Raw genomic sequence first — 23,302 nt, forward strand, 5'->3', positions numbered from 1 at the left:
TCAGCGAGCCGCCGCGGAGCCGGCATTCACATGTCGGCGACCATGCCCCCGTACGGCCCTATCCTGTAGGTGATCCGACCTAGGTCCAGCATTCGAACGCACCGTCCCGCGCGTGAGCGGCGACGCCCTGGCGCACCGCATCGCGGATGGCCGCCAGTGCCTCTGGCGTCTGCGCCCGGAGCAGGTCCGCCGCCCGAACGGTGCCTTTGAGGAGTATGTCGAAGGGAGCGTCCGGCGGCACCACCCGCCAGACCTGCGGCACCTTGGTGACGGTCACGGACCCGAAGCCGGCCGCCTGGAGACTGCGCTCGCACTGGGCCGGATCGCCGAAGGGGAAGAAGTTGGGGCCCGGCGGCAGGGGAACGTCCATCCGACCGTGGGCTTGCACGGCGCTGTAGATCCACCCGAAGCCGACGCACTCCTGCGGGGAGGCCCAGGTACTGAAGGCCACGCGGCCGGTGTGGCGGAGGACGCGGTATGCCTCGCGCAGAAAAGCGTCCGGATCAGGAAAATGCGGGATGCCAAAGTTGCTGATCACGGCATCGAAGCTGTCGTCGGGCAGCGGGAGGGCACCTGCATCGCCGTGGCGGAACTCGATATCGGGATAAAGCTGCCGCGCCAGGGCGAGCTGGGTTGAGGAGAAGTCAATGCCCACGACCTCGGCCCCGCGCTCGGCCGCCGCCGCTGCGACATAGCCGGGCCCGGTGGCGACGTCCGCGACCCGCGTCCCAGGTCTGACCCCGGTGGCATCAAGAAGTGCCCCGATGGCTTGCACCGTGAGCGGTGAGAAGAGGCCATGATAGGTGGTGGCCACCTCATGATCCGACCAGCCCTGATGCTCGAAGTCCCGAAACGACGTCTTCGTCTCCGTCATCGCAGCCTCCATCGGCTCAGGCCCTTCGAGCGTCTATCTTACCCAAGTGCTGGCCGGTGTGACGAGGATGTTCCGCAGACCGTCTTCTCGGGTTTACGCGCAGTACCCGGGCGTCGAGCCAGATCACGGCATTGGCACCGGGATCGGCAAAATGCTCGATATTCTCCAGCCCTAGGACGTCCTGACCAAGATCTGGTTCATGAGGAAACGGCTGGGCTGGGCGGTCTGGCCGGCCGGAGCAATCATGAAGGTGACGGGGACGTAGAGCTGGGCCACGCCTGGCTGGATCTCGATGACCTTGAGTTCGTCCGTCTTGGGATCGAGCGACCATGTGCCTTGGTACAGCGCCTCAAACCGCCTGAGCGCCGCCTCACGGCTCCAGATGGGCGCTCCCCGTGTGATCCAGAGAAACTGGGGGCTGTCGAGCAGCGTGTCGCCTACAGCCTTCGAGTCATGGGCGTTTTGGGCTGCAACGAACTTGCTGAACTGCGCCTTCACCTCGTCCTCGGTTCCGGCCTGAACGGAACCAGAGAAGATCATGAGAGCCGCCACCAGGGTGGTGCGTGAGCCTGTCCGCATGAGAGTCTCCTCCGGTGCCAGCCCCAGGACGCAGTTTACACCCGCTTGAGGTCATCACCCAGACGATGATGGGCTGCAACTCAGTTCCGTGTTCCAAAGCCCCTGACACGGATCAGTCCAGGCCCATGAACCATCCGGTCTGAAATCCCTTTCAATCTGTGAGCTGTTGAGGGTTCAGCGCGAGGGTTGATCCCAGGCCGGAAGGTCTCTTCGTGGTACTAGACCGACTTTATCAGGTTTTCTGAATTGGCATCGTTGACGGACTTTCATTGAGTTCGCTCAACGTTGCACTTTGATCCTGGTCGCGCCCAGAGGCTCGGCACGGCGGCACCGATTGACATTCTGGCTTTGCGGGAGCGAGGATGACGTGCAGCTCCCGCGGGCCACTGCTCCTGCCCAGGAGGCGGCAGCCATTGCGGGTCGATCGTCATGCCAGAGTTCGCCATTGAGCCCGGTGCGGTGAGCCGCCGCTGGCGTGGAGTTGCACTGGTGGCTGGTGCGGCCGCTGCCTGGAGCATCGCCGGGATCCTGACGCGGCTCACTGCGACGGACGCCTGGACCACGCTCTTCTGGCGCTCCATCTTCGCCGCTGCTTTTCTGTGCTGCTATATCGCATTTAAGGAGCGGGGCGATTGGCGGGCGGTGGTCAAACGCTTCGGTTGTCCGAGCCTCGGCATTGCAGTGGCATTTTCGGCAGCAATGATCTCCTTCATCACCGCACTGTATGAAACAACCGTCGCCAACGTCCTGTTCATCCAGGCAACGGCACCCTTCTTCGCGGCTCTCGGTGCCTGGCTCCTCATGCGTGAGCGGGTGTCAATGCACACCCTGGTGGCGATCTCGCTGGCGCTGCTCGGCGTTGGCATCATGGTCTCGGATTCAGCCGTGAGCGGCCGCTTACTCGGTGATCTTCTGTCCGTGATCGTCGCTGTCTGTTTGGCGGCCACCATTGTCGTCGCCCGGCGCTATCCGGATTTGCCGATGACGGACGCGATGTGCGCCGCATGCCTGATCACCGCTCTCGTCACCGCGCCTCTTGCCAGTCCCACAGAGGTTTCGCTGAACGATCTCATGCTGCTTGCCGTCTTTGGGATCTGTCAGATGGGCCTCGGGCTGGTCATGTTTTCAGCCGGCGTGCAGTTGATTCCGGCAGCGGAAGCGGGCCTTGTATCTGTCCTGGAAACGGTCCTGGCGCCCATCGGGGTCTGGCTGGCAGTCGGCGAAGTACCTGGCCCACTTGCCCTGATCGGAGGCGGTATCGTTATGATCGCGGTGCTTGGCCATCTGGTCACCGAGCGGCTCGATGAGCTCCGACACAGAGTGGCCTGAGCTTGATCGTCACGCCGACCTTTTGCTGCTGGGGCCTTGTCACAGGGAGCAGATGAAGAGCTGGATCGCTGCCCAGTACACCAAACAGGTTCAATGGCGGCTTGGAGCATCGCCCCATTGCGGTGCCGCCCTCGCCCCCGCATCCCCGATGAGCCGTGAAGCCAGCAATCCGTTAGGACGACATCCATTCGCTGAGGACCTGATCCATGTGCTCGCCCCAACGAGGGTTGAACCTGATCATCCTCGGCGTGATATCCCAGGCCGGATCACCGGAGGCGCGCATCTCCGTAAGCGCCGAGCGGGCGGTCTCTTGGTCTCCCAATGCCACTGCGCAGAGTGCCACCATCCTCAGCGCAGGCGACCAATGCGTGCGCAGGTCCAAAGCCTGCCGTGCCGCTTTCAGCCCTTTCTCGGGCTGGCCCGCAAAATAGCAGGCAAACGCCAATTGAAGGTTCCAGGCGAAGTTCTGGGGCTCAAGCGGGCTGAGTCTAAGCCCGTGTTCCAGCGGTTCAATCGCATCCTGCGCCCGGCCCGCATACAGCCGTGCCACCCCCGACATGATATGGCCCAGGGCAAAGCTCGGGCTGAGGCTCAGCGTATGATCCGCCGCCCTGATTGCAGCGTCGAACAATCCTGCGAACGTATGGCTGACCACAACGGCGTAGTGGGCGTACGGGTTCTTGTCATCAAGCTGAACGGCACGCACTGCGGCAGGGATGGCGGCCTGGAGGGCTGCGTCCGGATCATCGGCCCAGCCGTAGGCGACCAGACCGCTATAGGTCCGGCTCAACCAGATATAGCCGTCTGCTGCATCAGGCGCGATCTCGATAGCCTTCTTGAACAGGTCCAGGGCGGCGAGGTGGGTTGGGCGCGTGAACTTATGAAACTCCCACATTCCCCGACGCACAACGTCCCAAGCGGTGAGGTTCTGGGAAGGCCGACCAGCCATGCGCTGCCCTTCCTTCTGGAGAAGCTCGGGTTCAATCGCTCCTGCCACCTGCTCGGCAACCTCATCCTGAAGCCGGAAGATGTCCTCCAATTCACGCTCATATCGTTCGGCCCAAACCGAGCCTCCGGTCTCGCCCTCAGCCAGTTGGACTGAAATCCGGACTCGTGATCCGGAATAGCGCAGGGTGCCGCTCACGACATAAACGACCCCAAGTTGGCGAGCGATCTGCGTTACCTCGACCGCCTTGCCCTTGTAGGCGAAAGCCGAGTTTCGCGCGATGATGAACAGCCATCTCATCTTCGAGAGGATCGTGATGATGTCGTCGGTGATGCCGTCCGCCAGATACTCGTCCTCGACCTTTGAGGTCGTGAAGGGCAGAACAACCACTGAAGGCTTGTCAGGAATAGGCGGCGGGTCTCGTTGTGGAATGGATGCTCGATGTGACAGACGCACGCCGAAGATTGGGACCGGCTCGGCTATGTTCTTGACCTTCTGAGGACCGAAATCGTCGAAGCTGAGAGGAAGCACTCGTCGGACGAACTCATGGGCCGATCCTGAGAGGCAGATGCCCGATGGCGGGGCCAGCGCCTGAAGGCGGGCTGCGATGTTGATGGTGTCGCCGAGCAGATCGCCAGCACTGACGATGACATCGCCGACGTGGATGCCGATCCGGAACTGGAGGCGGTGCTCGTCGGGCGTGCCCTGACTGGCTTGCGCGAGAGCCTCTTGGACAGCGACGGCGCATTGGACGGCATCGACAACGCTGGGGAACTCGGCCAGGACGCTATCCCCAGCCGTATTGGCGATCCGCCCGCCGTGCTCGGCGATCAGCCGGTCCATCGCCTCACGGTGAGCCGCCAGGGTCCGCAGGGTTCCGACCTCATCCTGCTCCACAAGCCGCGCATAGCTCGCTACGTCAGCCGCGAGAACGGCTGCCAGGCGCCGCTCGACCCTGTGCTCCTGTGGACCCATGGGACCCTCGGTGCCGCTTCAGAGGGGATTCTGCGGCGAGTGGGGTGAGGTGTCCAGCCTTCGTCCAACATTTAGAGGTCCGCGGCTGTCAAGCTTGGCTCGGGAAGCAGCGGGCACCGATGAGTGCAGGAGAGCGCAATGAGAGTTTGCGCGAGGGCAGATGCTTGGGTATCCAACTTGGCCTATTCTGGTAGCCCTGCTTTTCGAAGCCCCGCCGCAATACGCCCTCTTAGGGGAGACGAAGGAGGCGTAACCTCAATCGCCTTTGAAACCGTCATGTCCGGGTAAGCCTCCAAGAACCGGGCCGCCGCTTGCTTGGCCTCCTCCAGCCGGTCAGCCGCAGCGTATGCGGCGATCAGAAGCCGGTAACCCCAGGCCGCATCGGGCTTCTCACAGAGACCTTTCTCGATCCATCGCGCCGCCTCGTCCCACTGGTCCTTGGCAAGATATGCGGCTCCGATCCCGATCAAGGCACTGAAGCGCATCGGGTCGAGCGGACTGAGACGCATGGCCCGCTGAAAATGCTCAATGGCGGTGTCGTATCTTCGCATGTAGGTGTTCGACCATCCGCTGCGAAGCCAAGCCCAAGCCGAGTTGGGGTCCAGCGTCAGCGCCTTCTCGACAGCGGCGAGCCCGAGGGCGACCTGACCGATAAGGTTGTATGCGGCACTCAGCACAGTCAGCACGAGAGGATCGTTGCTGTCGAGTGATGCGGCTTCCCGGGCGAGTTGGAGTGCCCTGGTTCTGGTCGTCGATGGATCGGAGGTCGTCATGGACATCACGCGTTGGGCATAGCACCATGCAGCGAGCGCCTTCGATAGTGCATATGTGGGGTCAAGATCCATTGCCTGTTCAGCCAGCCGAAGTCCTTCTGCCTTTTTATGAGGGTCTTGCGACCAGACGGCAGGCAGCGCCCGCATGACACAGCCATAGGCATCAAGGCTGTCAGGCCGCTTGCGCTTGGCCCACTCGATCTCGGAGAGGGTAATGGTCGGCTCAAGGGCTCCAACAATGGCCTCGGTCACCCGATCCTGAAGATCGAAGAGGTCCGTAACGTCCCCGTCGTACCGATCCGTCCAGATGTGGCTCCCCGTGGTGGCATCGATCAGTTGGGCAATAATGCGGAGCCGGTTTGCCACCCTGCGGACGCTGCCCTCCAGCACATACCGAACGCCAAGCTCGCGACTGACTTGGCGCACATCCACGGCCTTGCCTTTGTAGGTCGCGGTGGAGCTATAGGCGATGACGAAGAGCGAGCGAAAGCGTGAGAGGGCTGCAACGATCTCCTCGGTGAGACCATCGGCCAAGTAGTCCTGTTCGGGGCCGCCGCTCATGTTTCTAAGCGGAAGCACCGCAATCGAGGGCTTGTCGGGCAGGGGAAGCGGCTTAGCTTGCTCCTGTCCTGCTGGAATGACTGCGGTTGCCTTAAGCACGAAGGCTCGTACTGGCTCTTCGATGTTCTTGACTGTCTGTGGTCCGAGATCCTCGAAAGCATGGGGCAGAGTCTTTCGCACGTACCCGTAGGTGGCCTCGGAGATGCACAGGCCGCCAGGATCTGCGAGGCTCTCCAGCCGTGCGGCAATATTCACGCCGTCCCCGAGCAGATCTCCTGCACGCACCATCACGTCGCCGACATGAACCCCGATCCGAAACTGAAGACGGCGCTCCTCGGGAGTGCCCTGATTGGCCTGCACAAGAGCCTCCTGCACGGCCATGGCACATTGGACGGCATCAACGGCGCTGGGGAACTCAGCCAACACACTGTCGCCAGCGGTGTTGGCAATGCGTCCGCCATGTTCAGTGATCAGCCGGTCCATGACCTCGCGGTGCGCAGTCAGTGCCTTCAGGGTGCCGACCTCATCCCGTTCCATGAGGCGCGAGTAGCCTGCCATGTCAGCCGCGAAGATGGCTGCGAGCCGTCGCTCGACCTTGTGCTCCTGCGGACCCATCGGACCCTCGGTGCCGCTCCCGAACGAATTTTGCGGCGGACTGAGTGGAGTGTCCAGCCCACACCGGGGTAAGCAGGATTGGGGCCAGCACCGTCGTGTTACTCTTTCCCGCCACGGATTACCGTCAACCTTCGCATTAAGGGAGGCGGATCTGGGGGAGGGCGGCTCGTCGCCTCCACATCCGTAAAACGAGCCTTGCACTTTGGATCAAACTGGCTGGGAAACCCCTCCCACGGGAGGGGTTTCCTTGGGCAGTCGAAGGCGATCTGATCGATCAGGTCGCATAGCTGGATCTCCGCCCCGAGCTTTTCCGCCAACCGAGCCAGCCGATACCTGCCCCTTCCGGTAGGGGCAGAGGGGCAATCGATCCGAACGATCACCCAGGGGAACGCGGGACATCAGTGTTGCATTGCCCCAGGCCCTCATCGGCTCACTCAGGAACGGCAACAACCATGTTCGATAGCATGCCTTCGGCGCTGCTCACCCTTTTCCTCGCTTTCTGCGTTCTCTGGCTGATTGTGCGGGCTCTCCAAAAGCTAGTGTCATCTCGTCGGAAGACGCGCAGGTCCTCTCTGGAGGCGGAGCCAGAGCCTCCTCCGGGCCCTCATGAGCCGGCGGTGCCACGAGCGGGACACCCCGTATCCACCATCCCGGATGCCGCCGACGTTCTGGCTTTGAAGGCCGCCATCGACAATCTGGCACGGCAGGTTGCCGCTCTTGAGAGACGCTTGGCTTCTGGACCTGCAACCTCACAAGCGGACCACGCTGCCCCGATTCAGAACACACCGGAGCCGCGACCCGAACTGCCATCGGTGACACCAGATCATCGGATCTGAGAATGATCGTGCCTCGTACTTGGGCTCATCGGATGGTAAAATGAGGCTGGCTGAGGGGCCTTTCTGAACGGGAGGTCACGATGTACGCAGTGGTGCGCAAGGTCCCTATGCGGTCGATCGAGGAGGCCGCTCGCCGCGCGGTCGACGGCCTCGATCCCACGATGAAGCAAAGCCCTGGCTTTATCGGGTACTATGTCGTGCGCTTCGGGGATCAGACCGGCGGCTCGATCACGCTGTTCGAGACCCAAAGCGCTGCCCAGGAGGCGAACAGGAAGGCGCTCGACTGGATCAAGGCGAACTTGGCCGATCTCATCACAGGTGAGCCGGAGATTTCGGTGGGCGAGGTTCTGGGGGCTGTCACAGCCGAGGGGACGACGGGGCGCGCCTCGGCTGCCTAAGGCATCCGGGGCGGAGTTCGAAGTCACAAGGACATCTGTGCTCGACCCCGCTGCAAGTGAGGCCGAGCCGGAGCTGTGTGGAGGGTCCCATGAAGACAGCAGCCCTTCTCGCCATCCTCTGCGCGCCGGCCGTGCTGGCCGCAGCGCCGCTCTCCGCTAAAACCCTCGTCTACTGCTCCGAGGGCAGCCCGGAGAATTTCTACCCCGGCGTGAACACTACCGGCACCTCATCCGATGCCAGCGAGCCGATCTACGATCGCATCGTCGAGTTCGAGCGCGGCGGCACGAAGGTGGTGCCCGGCCTCGCCGAGACGTGGGACATCTCCGAGGACGGCCTCGTCTACACCTTCTACTTGCGCCATAACGCCCAATGGCAGTCCAACACGAACTTCAAGCCGACCCGCACCGCCAACGTGGACGACGTGATCTTCATGCTGGAGCGCCAGTGGAAGGAGGACAACCCGTACTTCAAGGTGACGAGCCCCAATCACTCCTACTTCGACGCCATGGGCATGCCCAAGCTGCTCAAGTCGGTGGAGAAGGTGGACGATTATACCGTCAAGGTGACCCTGAACCAGCCCGAGGCGCCGTTCCTGTCCGACCTTGCCATGGGGTTCGCTGCCGTCCAGTCAAAAGAATACGCCGACGCCATGCTCAAGGCGGGCACACCCGAGAAGATCGACCATGAGCCCATCGGGACGGGCCCGTTCTACCTGGTCCATTATCAGAAGGACGCTGTGATCCGCTACAAGGCCTTTGACGACTACTGGGGCGGCCGCGCCAGGATTGACGATCTCGTCTTCGCCATCACGCCGGACGCCTCGGTCCGCTGGGCCAAGCTCCAGAAGGGTGAATGCCATATTATGCCGTATCCGAACCCGGCCGATCTTGAGGCCATGAAGAAGGATCCGGACATCAGGATCCTGGAGCAGCCAGGCCTCAATGTCGGCTACCTCGCCTTCCAGACACAGAAGAAGCCATTCGATGACGTTCGCGTCCGGCAGGCCGTGAGCATGGCGATCAATAAAAAGGCCATCGTTGATGCGGTCTATCTCTCCACGGGCGTGGCAGCGAAGAACCCGATCCCGCCGACCATGTGGTCCTACAATGATGCGGTGAAGGACTACGATTACGATCCTAATGCTGCCAGGAAGCTCCTCGCGGAAGCAGGTTACCCGAACGGCTTCGAGACCGATCTCTGGGCGATGCCGGTGCAGCGTCCCTACATGCCGAATGCCCAGCGTGTCGCCGAGCTCATGCAGGCCGACCTCGCCAAGATCGGCGTGAAGGCCGAGATCAAGAGCTTCGAGTGGGGCGAGTACCGCAAGCGCATGCAGGCGGGCGAGCACCAGCTGGGCCTCATGGGCTGGACGGGCGACAACGGCGACCCGGACAACTTCCTGTCCAGCCTCCTCAACTGCACCTCGGCCGAGAGTACCTCTGGCGGGAACGTGGCGCGGTGGTGCTACAAGCCGTTCGACGATCTCGTCATGAAGGCGAAGACCACGACCGACCAGGCCGAGCGCACGAAGCTCTACGAGCAGGCTCAGGTGATCTTCAAGGAGCAGGCGCCCTGGTTCACCATCGCCCATGCGGTGCAGTTGAAGCCAATACGCAAGGAAGTGACCGACTTCAAGCTCTCGCCCTTCGGCCGCCACACATTCTACGGGGTGGACATCCAGGGCAAGTAAGGGCGATCCCACGCCCGGGCGGAGCGACTTCAGAGCGCCTTGGGGTCATTGTCCGAGCGACGAGATCCAGCATTAATTCCGGCCTGGAGAATAAGGGGAGACGGCCGCCGGCCACGGGTGTGGGGGCCTCTATGAAGATCAGGGAGGGTTCTCCACGCACTGCCCCTGTCCGCTACCAAACCCGCGTCGTCTGACTCATCAGCCTCCTCGTAGACATCATCGTAACAGCTCTTGGGTAAGAGATATCGGAGACCGCGAACGCCATCGCCTAAAGCCGTCCTCGAAGGACCACTCTTCCGCGCAATTGGCCTCCAGTTGTCATATGCCCGGAGGGGCGGCTCCCAACGTGGCTGCGGCTCTTCTCACGCCTGACGTTATCGGGTACGCTGAACAATCTTCCCACCGGCTCTGCCTGTGCAAGCAGGGGGATGCAATGACGATACGCCGTCTTGCCGCCATCATGGCTGCCGATGTCGTCAGCTATTCCGCCATCATGGAGAGCGACGAAGAGGGCACCCTTACGCGACTGAAGGGCATACAACGGGAGATCATCCAGGGAAAGGTCCTCGCCCACGGCGGACGGATCGTCAAGACGATGGGCGATGGCTTCCTGGCCGAATTCGCCAGTCCGCTTGAGGCTCTCAAATCCGCTGTGGCGATCCAGGGCGAAGTGGCCGCTAGGGAGCAAGACGTTTCCGTTCACCCGATGAGCCTGAGGATGGCGATCAACCTGGGCGACATCCTTGTTGACGACGACGGCGACATCTTCGGGGACGATGTGAACATCGCCGCCCGGCTTCAGATGCTCGCTGAGCCGGGATGTATCGTCGTGTCGGGGAAGGTCTTCGAGGAGGTTGCAGGCAAGCTTGACTGCGGCTTTGAAGACCGGGGGCAGCAACGCGTCAAGAACATCTCGCGCCCCATCCATGTCTATGCCGTGCGTCCCGGCGAGGGGCTCAGGACCACACGGATCGGCAGCTCGCACCTGAAGCAGGAAATCAGCTTCTGCCGGGCGCCGGACGGCGTGCGGCTGGCGTGGGCGAAGGTCGGGCATGGCCCGCCGCTGGTCAAACCCGGCAATTGGGTGGGTCATCTGGAGGACGACTGGGAAAGCCCGGTTTGGCATCACGTCCTTGAACGCCTGGCCCGCCGCTACACGCTGATCCGCCACGACTCCCGCGGCAACGGGCTGTCCGACTGGGAGGTGGGCGAGCTCTCCGTGGAGGCATGGGTCAGCGATCTCGAGAGCGTGGTCGATGCTGCCGGGGTCGCTCGCTTTGTCCTTCTCGGCATCTCGCAGGGGTGCGCTGTCTCCATTGCCTACGCCGTCCGGCACCCAGACCGTGTCTCGCATCTCATTCTCTATGGCGGCGTTGCTGTCGGGGCTCGGAAGCGCTCACCAGGCGAGCGGGAGCGCCAGATCGCGCTGAACACGTTGATGCGCTTGGAATGGGGCTCTAACGATCCATCGTTCCGGCAACTCTTCACGTCGCAACTGATGCCAGACGCGACGAAGGACGAATTCGAGTCGTTCAACGAGCTCCAGCGGCGCTCATGTTCACCGGAGTGCGCGGCTCGATACTACGAGGCCATCTGCGATCTGGATGTACGCGAGCTGTTGCCGAAGGTGAGGACGCCGACGCTGGTCCTGCATGTTCGCGATGACCGCATGGCTCCTGTGTCGGCTGGGCGGGCGATGGCCGCCGACATTCCTGGCGCTCGTTTCGTGGTGCTCCCCGGCCACAATCATCTCTTTCGCGAAGGTGAACCGGCCTCTGAACGCTTCTTTGAAGAGCTGACGGCATTTCTTGGCTAGCGGGGGGGCTGAAGGGCGGGCCCAAACAGCCGTGACGTTGGCGGTTTTTTCGTGTCCAATCCCGTGGGCAGGTGGGTCTGATTGTTCCATGGCAAGGACGACATCGTCCCGCTCCCGGTGGTGGAGACCCTCAGATGGCTCTATGATCGGTTCGGTGTTGACGAGCCGAACAGCACCTCGCGGCGTAAAACCTTTCATCCTCTCGTCTGCCCGGGGATCGGAAAAATAACGAGACCCCGGCCTAACGCATGAGGGAAGAGACCGTGTCCTCGCTACAAAGCTGTTCCACGTCATTAACGGAAGGGAGGAAATCCGCCGGATCGATTTCCGGCTGCGGTAGCGTCTCGGTCACATCCGCGCATCCATCTCGATCGCGATCAAAGAAGAGCTGGCGTGACTGGAACTCTGTCACTGCGAACGGAGCAGGCTCAGAGTGACCATCGCACGCCATATAGAACGCGACCATATCATACGGACCAGTGGGCCCATAGGAGTAGTATAGACCCTTGATCAATCTGCCGGTCGCCAGCACCTGGGGGTTGGTGCGTAAGATGAGCCCATTCAGTTCCGGCATGGACTGTTGTCCCGCAGGGCACACTTGCGTTAATGCTGCATGGCGAACTGGGCGAGCCTGACAAAGGCTCATCAGCAACAAGAGAACCGGAAGGCAGAGTAGGAGGGCAAGCATCACAACCTCCTCGTCTGGGTGGTCGTAGGCGTTACTCCTGGTATCCGTCAGATGCAGATGCGGAGTTGGGAGGAAGGATGGCGCAGTAGGTAATATGGGCCATCCTATGATCCGGATCGTTATGAGCCGTGCCGCACCAATGCCCTCCGCGTGTCCCGCCGGTGTCACCAGGGAGAGACCGGTATTGAATCCTCCCATCCGGCACATCGATCCAGACTCCGTCGACATGCATCTGCACACCAGTAGAAGACACGCGGTACGGTGCAGGGCGACAATCCTGGTCGTTGCAGCAATCGTTTCCCCATCGATCCTTTAGATTTGAATAGATGTCGTGGGCTTCCGTCGGAAGTTCAGGCGCCACCAAGAGAAGGGCGATGAAGAGAGCGCGTTTGAGAGACATAGGTTGCTCCCACACATAAGGGATTGGCGATGCTCCTCAGTGCGTCAATAGAGGTCTCTGGCACCTTCTCAGCCCGCTCGAGCGAGGTCTTCCGCCGCCTTGCTGGCATGGTGATCCGCGATCAGCTATCTGCCATCCCTCATTCTCTCCCGGACCTTCTCGAAGCCCATCACCCGGACGATCGGGCCGCTCGCCTTGATTGCAGGATCGGGCATTACCACTGACAGTTCGGAGAAGACATCGAACGGAACCACTTTCCTGCAATCAAGGACCGCTACCCGTCCGATCGCCACCGACTTATTGTTCTCATGCAGCGCCGCGGCGGCGTCACCATCGGCGCATGCTGTCGAGATATCCTCATCGAGCCGGCAGAGAAAGCGCCTTGACGAAGCCATCGTTGGCTGCTCGCATGTCATTCCTATCGGCGGCCTGATCGGCCATCGGAGCTTCCTGAGCCGCCATAGGTGCTTGCATCACCCTATCCTTCAGTCAGGATCCTACTCAATCCAGAGGTCGATGCTTGATCGGCAGGGACAATCGCTTGGCAGTTTGAGCCAAGGATCTGGCCCTTCACGTCCACGGCGTAGTTCAATTTACGTTGTTGGATAATGAGATTGCGCCTCTCCGGCGCGAGGGCAACAACTGGTGCCGTTTCACATCAGGGTCAAGTGCGCGCTTGTTGTATTATGTTCCATTTCACAGCGTGGTGCTGTTCTCTAAGCGTCAGCACATCTTCAGGCAAGCTGAGTGGGCAAATGGCGAGGTGCTCAGGTAGGCCCGTAAGACGATGGCTCGAGATGGCCTCTCAAGGGGAGAAGATTGACTCTTTCGGCAGCCATGTGCCCGCGGTGGGGAGGAGGGAACACTATAGCCGCCTGAAGCGGCTATAGTGTTCCTGAAGTTCGTCCAGCGTCGATCTGGGCGTGCTCTCCAGTTATGCGAGGGGGCCCGCGATGACAAAGCGCCTCCTGGCCTCCGTCCTCTGGTGTGCGGGTCTGATCACAATCGGTCCTGGCAATCCCCGCTTCACCGGCACGGTTATTCTCGTCTTCAACCCGTCCTGCCACCGCTTCGGTGCTCAGACCAGCGATGGCCTCGTGCTGTTTGAGTATGAAGACGCACTCTGTTCTTTAGAGAGGGCAACAGCCTGTGGGACCGCTCCACGAGACTGAACATCCCCCTAGCATGAGCGCGGGACGGCGCCAGACGAGGTCTTGCAGCAAAGGGGCCGTCAGACCGTTTCAAGCCAGCCAGTGGATTGCGCTGCGGGGGGTGAGGAGACAATGCACCAACTTAACAGTGACTATTGACCTCGGGATCAACGGAGGCCAGCAGGTTGTCGAGGTCAAGCGGATCGTCAGTCATCTCAAGGGTTCCGTCCGGTTTCTGAGGCCATTCAGATTGAGGCCGATCCCAATAAATCTCGATCATGTTGCTGTCGGGGTCGTGGAAGTACACCGCCTCGCTTACGCCGTGGTCGGCTTTGTGTAGAAGAACAATTCCGTGTGCCAAGACGCGCTTGACCGCGCGGGCGAGGCTCTGCCGGTCGGGATAGACGAAGGCGACGTGGTGCAACCCCGTGTGACCGTCCGGCGGAGGCGAGCCGCCGAGGCTTCGCACGGTATTGAGCCCAACATGATGATGGTATCCACCGGCCGCAAGGAAGGCTCCTCCCTTCCCAAACCTCTGCCGCAGCTCGAACCCCATCACCTCTGCATAAAACTTAATTGAGCGATCAAGGTCGGAAACTCTCAGGTTCACATGGCCTACCCGAGCGCCCGGGTCAGTATCGTATCCCATGTTGCCCACCTCTGATCTGTCGTGGACCCAAGTCAGCATACACCAGACGCGAGGCATGATGCACCGCGTCCTTCCCGCTGACGAGCCAGTTGCAGTCTGCGCTTAAATCGGTTCGGCAGTCACGTCTGGTCCCAGCAGCAAGCCATCCCGGATGAGGAATGGAACCCCAACGTCAGCAGAGCCGTGTGGACTGTGTCGCTGGAAATACCCATAATGAGCCCTGTGGACAGCGGACAGACCATGGGTTCTGACGAGCGCCGTCTCGTCGCGATTTTCGCGGCCGACGTGGCAGGCTACTCGCGGCTGATGCGGGCCGACGAGCAGGGCACTCTGAGAGCTCTTCAGACTCACCGCAGGATCATTGACAGCGGTATCGCCGACCATCGGGGCCGGATCGCCAACACGGCCGGAGATAGCATTCTCGCCGAGTTCTCCAGCGTGGTTGACGCCGTCCGATGCGCTTTGACTGTCCAACGCGCGGTCGCGGACACGAACGCCGCCACCCGCCCGGGTGAGCAGCGCCTGCAATTCCGGATCGGTGTTCATGTAGGCGATGTCGTAGTAAAGGGCGGTGACCTGTTCGGAGACGGCGTTAACGTCGCCGCTCGCCTCCAGGCTCTCGCCGAACCTGGTGGCCTGTGCTTATCCGAGGAGGCCCACCGTTACGCCGCGCGGCCGTTGGCACTCACCTGCACCGATTTGGGGCAACAGGACATCAAGAACATCGACGGCGGCATTCGGGTGTTCTCGGTGCGTCTGACCGGACAAGCCACGCCTGACGAGCAGAGGACCCCGCCGACAAGGGCATTGGAGAGGCCAAGCGTTGCAGTTCTGCCGTTCGAGAACCTGAGCGGTAACGGTGCCGAGAGCCACTTCAGTGATGGCATCACCGACGAGATCATCACCGGTCTCGCCCGATTCCGGTCGCTGTTCGTCATTGCCCGCAATTCGTCCTTTGCTATCAGAGACCATTCCCTCGATCTCGCCGAAGTCGGCCGGCGGCTTGGCGTGTCCTTCCTCGTCCAAGGCAACGTGCGCCGTACGGGCGATCGTCTTCGCGTCACAGCTCAACTCGTCGAAGCGGGAACGGGCGTCCAGCTCTGGGCTGAACGCTACGACCGGCACGTCGACGATGTGTTCGCGGTTCAGGACGAAGTCGCCCAGACCATTGCCTCGACCCTATTCGGGCGGATCGAGGACGCAAGGCTCCAGCTTGCTCTGCGCAAGCCGACGGAGAGCATGGCTGCCTACGATTTTTTCCTCCGAGGTCTGGCATACTTCCGAGGCTACGAGGATGACAGCAATCAGCAGGCCGCCGCCATGTTGGAGCGGGCCGTCAGCCTTGATCCGCAGTTCGCGCTGGCGCAGTCGTACCTCGCGTTCGTGCGATGTGCAGTCGATGGGTACGCGGCCGCGTCTCGGGCCACGTTGGACGCGGCCTTCGCGATGGCAGCCCAGGCGGTCGACCGCGACCCACAGGAGAGCCGATGCCACCGGCTGCTCGGCCTCGTCTGCGTTTACCGCCGCGAACTCGCAACGGCGCAACGCCATCTGGACCGGGCGCTCCAGCTCAATCCAAACGATGCGGACGCGATGCAGCAGATGGGCTATGTGCTGACCCTGCGGGGCAAGCCGGAAGACGCGCTCGCATGGATGGAGAGATCCAGGCATCTCAATCCATTCCACCCGACGTGGTACAACTCGGGCCTTGGCACCACGCTCTACTCCCTCAGGCGCTACGCAGACGCGGCGGAAACCTTCCGGCGGCTGCCAAACCCAGGGCCGTGGTCGCACGCAAGGCTTGCAGCTTGCTACTCGCAGCTCGGCGAGGAGGCAAAGGCAAAGGTCCTTGTGGACGCTGTGCTTCAGGTCCGCCCTGACTTCTCGATCCCGACCTTCTTGATGCGTGACGTTCTCCTGGAACGGGCCGAAGACCGAGAGCATCTTCGGGAGGGGTTAATTAAGGCAGGTTTTCCAAGCTGACGCCCACGTGCTTTCGATCAAGTACTGATCAGAGTGGCCTCATACTCGGCGCAGCCGCCAGAATGCAAACCTTCAAACGGATGGCCTCGGGAAGTCCACCGCAGTGCACTCCACGACGCTCCCCATCGGGTTTGATTTTTAGTTTGCCTCACGACCACAGGTGGGCACCCCTGGTCCCGACGGCGCTCTTGATATGGATCAGCACAAGATCTTTTCCGGATTGAGCGCCGGCATTATGAGGTGAGTGAAGCCTTGGTAGGATCGATGCTGCCTCTGCCCCGATGATCAAGGGAGAGCAGGAGGCAGAGGGGTGTCCGCTGGACATTCACGGCAGCAGGGGAGGAGAGGGCAGGTCAGGAGTGAAATGTGGACTTTTACACGGCTAAGCTGAAGGGTGCCCGTGACCCGGTGCTGACTTTCCGACTGATGCCGTAGGAACCAGGCAACTCATTGTTTCAAGCTTGGTTGGATAGACTGCCTGTGCATTTAGAAAGGCGCTTCCAACCACAATATCGAAAACTCTTGGCCCATCTCCTCCACAATCTCGACCGTCAGGTTCTCCTGTCGAATGTTGCGGGGCAGGTAAGCGCGAAAGTGTCTGGCGACCCGGTGAGCCTCGTGACAGGCGGTCTCCAGATCCGGGAGATGGTGGATCTCTAACTCCTGCACAAAGCAGATGCCACTGGAGGCATTAAAGATGTAGCGCGGCATAGTCTGTTCCTCGGGCCAGCGCTGTTGTGCGCCGCTGTTGAACGTTCCGCCATCAACCAGGTTAAGTTCCGGCCCGGTTCTGGGCTTTATCTCCGCGCCAGCCCTTGGTCCTCCCGAAGCCCTCGGTCCGGTGCGATCAGTTCGAAGACCGCCTGCTCGTCCGGAATCCCCTGTAGCGTGAAGGTTCCGAGCTGCCTAGTAGTGGCGGCCGGAAAGCAGGCCGCCACCTCCGGGGAACACACCGCGGCAGAGTTCGTGCTCTTGGCAACCGCCTCCAGCCGGCAGACAAAGTTGACCGTGGGCCCTACCACCGTGAAGTCCAGCCGGTCCGGACTGCCAATATTGCCCTAGATTACGGAGCCGACGTGCAGGCAGCCGACAAACCGCAGCCCTCCGATCTGCTCGGATTCGAACAAGGCGGCCTCCAGGGCACGACGGGCGCGACCACTCGCCTTCTCCCGTTCGCCCTCCTCAACCGGAAAAATGGCCAGCACGCCGTCGCCGATGAACTTCAGCACGTCCCCGCCCTCGGCCCGCACCGCCGTGACGACCACCTCCTGGTATTGGCCAAGGCGCTCCAGCAGTTCATCGGGAGGCAAGTGTTCCGACAGAAGGGTGTATCCTCGCAGATCCGTCAGCAGCACGGCGGCTTCGATGGCTACCTGATCACCGCGGCGGATTGCGCCAGCGGCAATGCGCTCGGCAGGGCCGTCGCCAAGGTAGGTCCGCAGCAGGCTCTCGGCAGACCGGCGCATCGCGGCCGGCTCCAGCGCGGCCGCTAAAAAGGGACTAAGCTTGTCGATCAGCGCGATGGCCTCCGGAGTGAAGCCGTCGGGAGCATCGGTTGTAAACGAGGATCCTTGCACCGAGCCATCCCCATAGACGATCGGGAGGGCCAGATAATCGGTGCTGCCATCCGCGGCGAGCTCGAACAGCACCGGATGGTCATGGACTGAGTCGAGGTCGCGCAGGGAGCGGTAGAAGCGGGTCCGCGTCTTGACGACATGTTCGAAGGGGCTACCGGTGTAGGAACTCGTACCCAGGGTACTGCGAGGGACAGTGTAGTCCGTGCCTCCCGTTCCGCGCACCCAGATCACGCCCCAGGCGCTGAGCAAGGGATTGATCAGCCGCTGCCCGACCCGCACCCGCCAGAGCGGGATCCCAGCGGCCAGGAGCCGATCACAGGTTTGGGTGACGATCTCGACCGGGGAGAGAGCCTCGCGTGCCGGGCCGACCAGCCAAGTGGTGAATTCGAGGATATCGAAGTCGAGGATCCGCTGATGAGGCATGGCTTATCACACCTGTGCGTTGCCGATGCCGGAAGGATGCAGTTACAGTTACACTCGTTTGGAGCGCTCCAGACGATTATCTGGCCAGACCCATGCCGACACAACCCTGCGCAAGGGCCCTCGTGGCACTTCTCGCAAATCGACCCAACGTCGGCTCAAGCGGACAACACCGGACGTTCTTAAGAGGCACAGATCATCGCCTTCTGATCCAACGCGGACATTCTATGAATGAATTCATAAGCGGAGCCGCCCTACAATTTTGCGACTAGGCCTTCGTAAGCAGGCACCGTTAATGGCCACGATCCACGCCCAACGGCGCCTCGCCACCATCCTGGTCGAGGTCGTCGCCTGTACGGTGGCCGTGCAGAACGGCGTCCCCGACCGATAGGTGGAGGGGCCACCCGGCGGGGGACCGGAATTCGGATCGGGGTCAACATCGCCGCCCGCGTGGAGCATGTCTGCAAACCCGTCAGCGTGATGATCTCATCCTGCCCCGGATGGAGAGTCGATCACTCCATCCTCGGTGACAACCTCGAAACAGTACTGCTCGAACAGACTGGGCAGGAACGGGTCCAGGACAAAGAGCCCAATGCCGAGCCGCGCGAGTTCCCGCGCAGCGGCATCATCGGGACAGTCATGGCCGATACTGTCCCGGGCGACAATGCAGGGGCCCAGTCTGAGATGGAAAAAGTAGCGGGGCATCAGGCCCTCCTCATCCCACCGTCATGGCCGCTGACGTGAGACCGCCTCAAACCCCGTCAGCGGAGCTGAGCCGATCGCACGCCTCCCGCAGGAGTTGCCACACGCGTGCGATGTGTTCCTCGGTGGTGCGAATGTTGCCGACGGCGAGGCGCAGGGTGAACCGGTCGTGGAGCTTCGTATGCGAGAGGAACGCCTCGCCGGTCGCATTGACGGCATGCATGATCTGCTCGTTCAGGCGGTCGAGGCGGGCGGCGTACTCGTCGTCAGGCGCTTCGCTGCGCGGCGGGCAGGCGCGGAAGCAGACGAGGCTCAAGGGGACAGGCGCGAGCAGTTCCCAGCCGGGCGTGGCCTCGATCCACGAGGCGAACAGCCGTGCGAGGCGGCAGTGCTCGCGGATGCGCGCCGCGAGCCCGTCGCGACCGAAGTAGCGCAGGACCATCCAGAACTTGAGAGCACGGAAGCGGCGCCCGAGCTGGATGCCATACTCGGAGTGGTTGCGGACAACTTCAGGCTCATGTTCGAGCGTGCGGAGGAACTCGGGCACGAGCGAGAAGGCGCGGTGCAGCAGATCCATCCGCCGCGTGTACAGGACGGACAGGTCGAAGGGCGTCATCAGCCACTTGTGCGGGTTGAGCACGAGCGAGTCCGCCCGCTCGCTGCCATTGAGGATGTGGCGCAGCTCCGGAACGACCGCGGCCGAACCTGCATAGGCGGCATCGACGTGCAGCCAGAGCCGTTCGCGCCCGCACAGCTCGGCGATGGCCGGCACGGGATCGATGCTCGACGTCGAGGTCGTTCCGATGGTAGCGACAACGCAGAAGGGCAGGTGGCCGGCGGCCCTGTCCTCCGCGACAGCGCGTGCGAGCGCGGCCGGATCCATGCGGAACTCGGCGTCCGTGGGGATCTTGCGCAAGGAGCGCTGGCCGAGGCCGAGCGTGATGACGCCTTTCTCGACCGACGAGTGGGCCTGCTCGGAGGCGTAGACGCGCAGCAGCGGCAGGTCGGCGCGCCCGCTCATGCCGTCCTCGCGCACGCGCAGATCGAGACCCTCGCGTGCAGCCGCGATGGCGTGGAGGGTCGAGACCGAGGCGGTGTCGTAGATGATCCCCGAGAAGGCCTCGGGCAGGCCGATCATCTGGCGCAGCCACGACAGGGTGACTTCCTCGAGCTCCTGCGCGGCGGGAGCTGCGCGCCAGAGCAGCGCCTTTGTGTCAAAGGCGGCCGAGAGCAGCTCCCCGAAGATGCCGGGCGCCGAGGTGGAGGTGGCGAAGTAGGCGAAGAACCCCGGATGACTCCAGTGCGTGAGCGCCGGCACGATGAGGCGGTCGACGTCGGCGATGATCGCCTCCATCGACTCGCCGGTTGCCGGCGGTTCGGCCGGAAGTTTCGCGATGAGCGCGCCCGGCTCGACCTGGGCTAGGACGGGGAACCGTTCAATGCCCTCAAAGTAGTTGGCGATATAGTCGACCATGGTACGGCCGTAGCGCCGGAATTCGTCAGAGCTCATGTCGCCGAGCGGCGGAGCAACCCCGTCCGGGCCGACAACGTTCAAGGCTTCCGTTGTCGTCGCACTCGGCGCCACGCTCAGCGGTTGGTCCTGAAGGTCGTCCTGGGGCATCGGTACGCCTCCATCATGGCCGCACGACGGGTCGCGCCGGACGGTGGGCAAGCGGGAGAACCTCCGCAGGATAGATGAAATCCACATGGCAGGCAAAAGCGGCGGCTGGCTGAGGCTCGAGGTGCCACTGAGACTGGTTCTTGACTGACCCTCGGCCTGCCACCACAGCCGTTGCGCGCCGTCGAGGTTGCGGCTGACGCGCCGCACGGCTTTTGGGGCATTGGGGTCGAGTTCACGACCCCGAGGCCCAGAGCGTCGGACTGGGAAATCGGACGTCTGGGCTGATCTGCGGTTCCTCTTTATGATGGGATGTGAGCGATGGGACGTTCCCCGTCCCAGGATTGGGATACGGTGCTCACGACGGAGGTCCGAATGCCACAGCTTCTTGAACCCAGCGCAACGTGGTCAGCCGCACGCCAAGACGAATTCATCAGTAACCAGTTCAATCCTTGCGTGGGAACCCGCCTCCTGTCCCAGGACCGCCGAGTGCGGGTTTGGGAAGTCCGGCTGAAGCCCTCAGAGCGGCTCGGCTTCCATCGCCATGTTCTGGACTACTTCTGGGTCGCCATAGCACCCGGAAGAGCGCGCTCGCACCAGCAGGACGGCACGGTGGTGGAGGCCGCCTATGTGGCGGGCCAGACGAGCCATCTCACCTATGGGCCAGGAGAGTTCAAGATCCACGACCTGGAGAACATCGGGGACACTGAGCTGATCTTTACGACGGTGGAGTTTCTCGACAGCGCCAACCCGCCTCTTCCGTTGCCGAGCGAAATAGCGGTCGGGCCCCAAGGAGCCGGATCCGCTGAGACTGAGGACTTTCTCTGAAACGACGAGGAGACGCGTCATGAAGGTCGACGGGCGCTGCCACTGTGGCTTCATCACCTTTGAGGCTGAGATCGAGCCCGACAAGGTGTGGCTCTGCCACTGCACCGATTGCCAGACGCTCTCGGGATCCGCCTTCCGCGCGGTGGCTCCCACCCGGGAGGGGGCCTTCAGGCTGCTCTCGGGTGAGGTGAAGAACTACGTGAAGATTGGAACGAGTGGAGCGAGACGGCTTCACGGGTTCTGCCCCGAGTGTGGGACGCCCATCTACTCGACGTCGGAGAGCAATAGACCGAAGGTCTACAACCTGCGTGTCGGAACGATCCGGCAGCGGTGGGACCTCGTGCCCCGAAGGCAGATCTGGTGCCGGTCGGCCCTGCCCTGGGCCACCGAGATCAAGACCCAACAGCAATTCGAAATGGGGCCGGATCGACGCCCATAGAGTCATCACTGATACGTGTGCCGTGCACAGCCTTCCGCGAAATTGAACCATAATTAGGAAGGTCTCTCCTTGGCACGTTCCCACGGGGACGAACGTCCGCTTTGGACCGGAACATCGGATGTTCCTGTCAGTGAACGAATTTCAATGCCTGAGCCCAAGCCGACATTCCTGATTGGCTGTCTTCGCAGGTGCAGCGACAGGAAGGCAGCTCAGGAGTAGAATAAACCCTGTGGCGTTCTGTTGACGCTCTGACGAGTGCCTTAACCTCTTGTGCATGGGAGCAGCCCATGTCTCTCAGGCTTGAGCTTCTTGTCCCTGTTCTTCTCGCCGGACCTTTGCTGCCGGCAGCGTCGGCCGATCCAGTGGACTGCAACGACATGGCCCCCATTGTCAGCGAGATGCTCGTCGACCGCATGCAGGTGCCCGAGTACTTGGCACTCGATACCGCCGCAGCCGCCGAGGCCACCTTCCGGATGAACTATCTCCATGCCGAGCAGCGTGAATTCCATCGCACCGTCTGCTCAGCCGTAATCCGATTCAACTCCAGCCGCTTTGCCGAAGCAGAGCGCCGGGCGACGGCCAACGATCCAGCGCGGGCCCTTCACGATCTGGCCGGAGCCGCTACAGGTGGGCTCGCGCGGTATGCCGACTTTCCCGATGGGCTCAAGCTCCACTACCGGCTTGAGCTGATCGGCAATGGCAGAACCTGGGTAGTCACCCTCTCGGGCGACCCCGCTGCCGGACACATCTGTGCGCTGCAAGATCGACATCGCTATGTGGTGGATGACAGGCTGTGTACGCCCTCCGGACACGACCTGCAATGGCGCCGGTCCGGCCTGGTCGACGCAGCAGGTGTGTCGGCTTCCGACCGTTGAAATGTGCTCTTCTGTGAGGAACCCGGCATGGCCATGGCAGGCAAGGCGGTTCCCGCATCGGCTCTGTTAACTCAGTCCCGCCAGTTCCAAACCACGCTCGGAGTGTTCCAGGTCAGCCAGCATCGTATTAGGCCGGGCAAAACGCCCGCTTAGACTGGTTCGTTGCTGGCTCACCTCCTGATGTACCGATGGAGCCTTCCGGATACGCTCGAACGCACCTTTATCCGGCTCCATCAAGGCGCTTGTTGGAAATTCGCGGCCGCACTTCGCGCGCGACAAGGGCCTCACTGGAGAGTAGAGTGGCCGGAGTAGCGTTTCCCGACGCTCTGACGAGCGCCGCCAACCCCTTATGAGGGAGAGCGGCCTATGTCTCTCAAGCTTGGCCTCATTGCCGTTCTGCTCTTCGCCGGCTATGAGCCGACGACCGAAGCCCACGACATCTACTCACCTCTCAGAGACAAAGCCGGGAGGAATTGCTGCGATGACGGGGCTTGTCGCCCTGCGTTCTACCGAATGAGGCCAACCGGGGTGCAGATGTTCGTCGAGGGAAAGTGGATCTGGGTGCCAGACCACACGATC

General features: G+C 62.1%; 20 protein-coding genes and 1 pseudogene. 9 read left to right on the forward strand and 12 right to left on the reverse strand.

Annotation, left to right across the window (positions count from 1 at the left end):
- Positions 1–79: 79 nt before the first annotated feature.
- Both KBI52_RS15060 and KBI52_RS15065 read right to left on the reverse strand, forming a co-directional pair.
- Positions 80–874 carry a class I SAM-dependent methyltransferase gene (locus KBI52_RS15060; RefSeq protein WP_210808470.1) on the reverse strand — a complete coding sequence of 265 codons (795 nt, stop codon included), beginning with the start codon at positions 872–874 and terminating at the stop codon, positions 80–82.
- Between the two features lie 171 nt (positions 875–1,045).
- Entirely contained in the window at positions 1,046–1,453 is a 408-nt protein-coding gene (locus KBI52_RS15065; RefSeq protein ID WP_210808472.1) for a nuclear transport factor 2 family protein, read from the reverse strand.
- 429 nt (positions 1,454–1,882) lie between these two features.
- Between KBI52_RS15065 and KBI52_RS15070 the strand changes: the two genes are divergently transcribed.
- A complete protein-coding gene (locus KBI52_RS15070; RefSeq protein WP_210808474.1) occupies positions 1,883–2,782 on the forward strand; it encodes a DMT family transporter in 900 nt (299 codons plus the stop codon).
- Between the two features lie 172 nt (positions 2,783–2,954).
- Here KBI52_RS15070 and KBI52_RS15075 read toward each other — a convergent pair whose 3' ends face one another.
- The 3 genes and pseudogenes from KBI52_RS15075 to KBI52_RS15080 all read right to left on the reverse strand — a co-directional run bounded on the left by KBI52_RS15075 (position 2,955) and on the right by KBI52_RS15080 (position 6,595).
- The gene (locus KBI52_RS15075) at positions 2,955–4,259 is read right to left on the reverse strand and encodes a transcriptional regulator (RefSeq protein ID WP_247654406.1); all 1,305 of its coding nucleotides are present in this window, start codon (positions 4,257–4,259) and stop codon (positions 2,955–2,957) included.
- Positions 4,260–4,322: 63 nt separating this feature from the next.
- Positions 4,323–4,703 (reverse strand): annotated as a pseudogene (locus KBI52_RS34155) (adenylate/guanylate cyclase domain-containing protein); the annotation flags it as partial.
- A gap of 182 nt (positions 4,704–4,885) precedes the next feature.
- Positions 4,886–6,595 carry an adenylate/guanylate cyclase domain-containing protein gene (locus KBI52_RS15080; RefSeq protein WP_247654408.1) on the reverse strand — a complete coding sequence of 570 codons (1,710 nt, stop codon included), beginning with the start codon at positions 6,593–6,595 and terminating at the stop codon, positions 4,886–4,888.
- A 973-nt stretch (positions 6,596–7,568) separates the two neighbouring features.
- Between KBI52_RS15080 and KBI52_RS15085 the strand changes: the two genes are divergently transcribed.
- From KBI52_RS15085 to KBI52_RS15095, 3 genes are all read left to right on the forward strand, one after another.
- On the forward strand, positions 7,569–7,886 hold the full coding sequence (locus KBI52_RS15085; RefSeq protein WP_210808478.1) for a hypothetical protein: 318 nt from the start codon (positions 7,569–7,571) through the stop codon (positions 7,884–7,886).
- Positions 7,887–7,975: 89 nt separating this feature from the next.
- Positions 7,976–9,577 carry an ABC transporter substrate-binding protein gene (locus tag KBI52_RS15090; protein ID WP_247654409.1) on the forward strand — a complete coding sequence of 534 codons (1,602 nt, stop codon included), beginning with the start codon at positions 7,976–7,978 and terminating at the stop codon, positions 9,575–9,577.
- A 346-nt stretch (positions 9,578–9,923) separates the two neighbouring features.
- A complete protein-coding gene (locus tag KBI52_RS15095; RefSeq protein ID WP_371823176.1) occupies positions 9,924–11,393 on the forward strand; it encodes an alpha/beta fold hydrolase in 1,470 nt (489 codons plus the stop codon).
- A gap of 241 nt (positions 11,394–11,634) precedes the next feature.
- On the opposite strand, the gene KBI52_RS15100 is transcribed toward KBI52_RS15095, so the two are convergent.
- The 3 genes from KBI52_RS15100 to KBI52_RS15110 all read right to left on the reverse strand — a co-directional run bounded on the left by KBI52_RS15100 (position 11,635) and on the right by KBI52_RS15110 (position 14,281).
- Complete coding sequence (locus KBI52_RS15100) at positions 11,635–11,967, reverse strand: hypothetical protein (protein ID WP_210808482.1); 333 nt, start codon at positions 11,965–11,967, stop codon at positions 11,635–11,637.
- A 639-nt stretch (positions 11,968–12,606) separates the two neighbouring features.
- Complete coding sequence (locus KBI52_RS15105) at positions 12,607–12,876, reverse strand: hypothetical protein (RefSeq protein WP_210808484.1); 270 nt, start codon at positions 12,874–12,876, stop codon at positions 12,607–12,609.
- 898 nt (positions 12,877–13,774) lie between these two features.
- Positions 13,775–14,281, reverse strand: a complete 507-nt coding sequence (locus KBI52_RS15110; RefSeq protein ID WP_210808486.1) for a VOC family protein — start codon at positions 14,279–14,281, stop codon at positions 13,775–13,777.
- A gap of 213 nt (positions 14,282–14,494) precedes the next feature.
- On the opposite strand from KBI52_RS15110, the gene KBI52_RS15115 reads away from it, so the two are divergent.
- Positions 14,495–16,264, forward strand: a complete 1,770-nt coding sequence (locus KBI52_RS15115) for an adenylate/guanylate cyclase domain-containing protein (RefSeq protein WP_247654410.1) — start codon at positions 14,495–14,497, stop codon at positions 16,262–16,264.
- Positions 16,265–16,750: 486 nt separating this feature from the next.
- Here KBI52_RS15115 and KBI52_RS15120 read toward each other — a convergent pair whose 3' ends face one another.
- The 4 genes from KBI52_RS15120 to KBI52_RS15135 all read right to left on the reverse strand — a co-directional run bounded on the left by KBI52_RS15120 (position 16,751) and on the right by KBI52_RS15135 (position 20,584).
- A complete protein-coding gene (locus KBI52_RS15120; protein WP_210808488.1) occupies positions 16,751–16,975 on the reverse strand; it encodes a hypothetical protein in 225 nt (74 codons plus the stop codon).
- A 347-nt stretch (positions 16,976–17,322) separates the two neighbouring features.
- Positions 17,323–18,264 carry an adenylate/guanylate cyclase domain-containing protein gene (locus KBI52_RS15125; RefSeq protein WP_247654411.1) on the reverse strand — a complete coding sequence of 314 codons (942 nt, stop codon included), beginning with the start codon at positions 18,262–18,264 and terminating at the stop codon, positions 17,323–17,325.
- Positions 18,265–18,747: 483 nt separating this feature from the next.
- A complete protein-coding gene (locus tag KBI52_RS15130) occupies positions 18,748–18,966 on the reverse strand; it encodes a hypothetical protein (RefSeq protein ID WP_210808490.1) in 219 nt (72 codons plus the stop codon).
- 46 nt (positions 18,967–19,012) lie between these two features.
- Positions 19,013–20,584 (reverse strand): pyridoxal-dependent decarboxylase, encoded by a 1,572-nt coding sequence (locus KBI52_RS15135; RefSeq protein WP_210808492.1) that lies wholly within the window; start codon positions 20,582–20,584, stop codon positions 19,013–19,015.
- A 486-nt stretch (positions 20,585–21,070) separates the two neighbouring features.
- Between KBI52_RS15135 and KBI52_RS15140 the strand changes: the two genes are divergently transcribed.
- From KBI52_RS15140 to KBI52_RS15155, 4 genes are all read left to right on the forward strand, one after another.
- Positions 21,071–21,409, forward strand: a complete 339-nt coding sequence (locus KBI52_RS15140; RefSeq protein WP_371823177.1) for a hypothetical protein — start codon at positions 21,071–21,073, stop codon at positions 21,407–21,409.
- Between the two features lie 19 nt (positions 21,410–21,428).
- A complete protein-coding gene (locus KBI52_RS15145; RefSeq protein ID WP_210808496.1) occupies positions 21,429–21,848 on the forward strand; it encodes a GFA family protein in 420 nt (139 codons plus the stop codon).
- 287 nt (positions 21,849–22,135) lie between these two features.
- On the forward strand, positions 22,136–22,723 hold the full coding sequence (locus KBI52_RS15150) for a hypothetical protein (RefSeq protein ID WP_210808498.1): 588 nt from the start codon (positions 22,136–22,138) through the stop codon (positions 22,721–22,723).
- A gap of 366 nt (positions 22,724–23,089) precedes the next feature.
- The coding region (locus KBI52_RS15155) for a hypothetical protein (protein ID WP_210808500.1) at positions 23,090–23,302 on the forward strand (213 nt) is incomplete at its 3' end.

The sequence above is a fragment of the Microvirga sp. HBU67558 genome (assembly GCF_018069605.1).
Classification (GTDB): domain Bacteria; phylum Pseudomonadota; class Alphaproteobacteria; order Rhizobiales; family Beijerinckiaceae; genus Microvirga; species Microvirga terrae.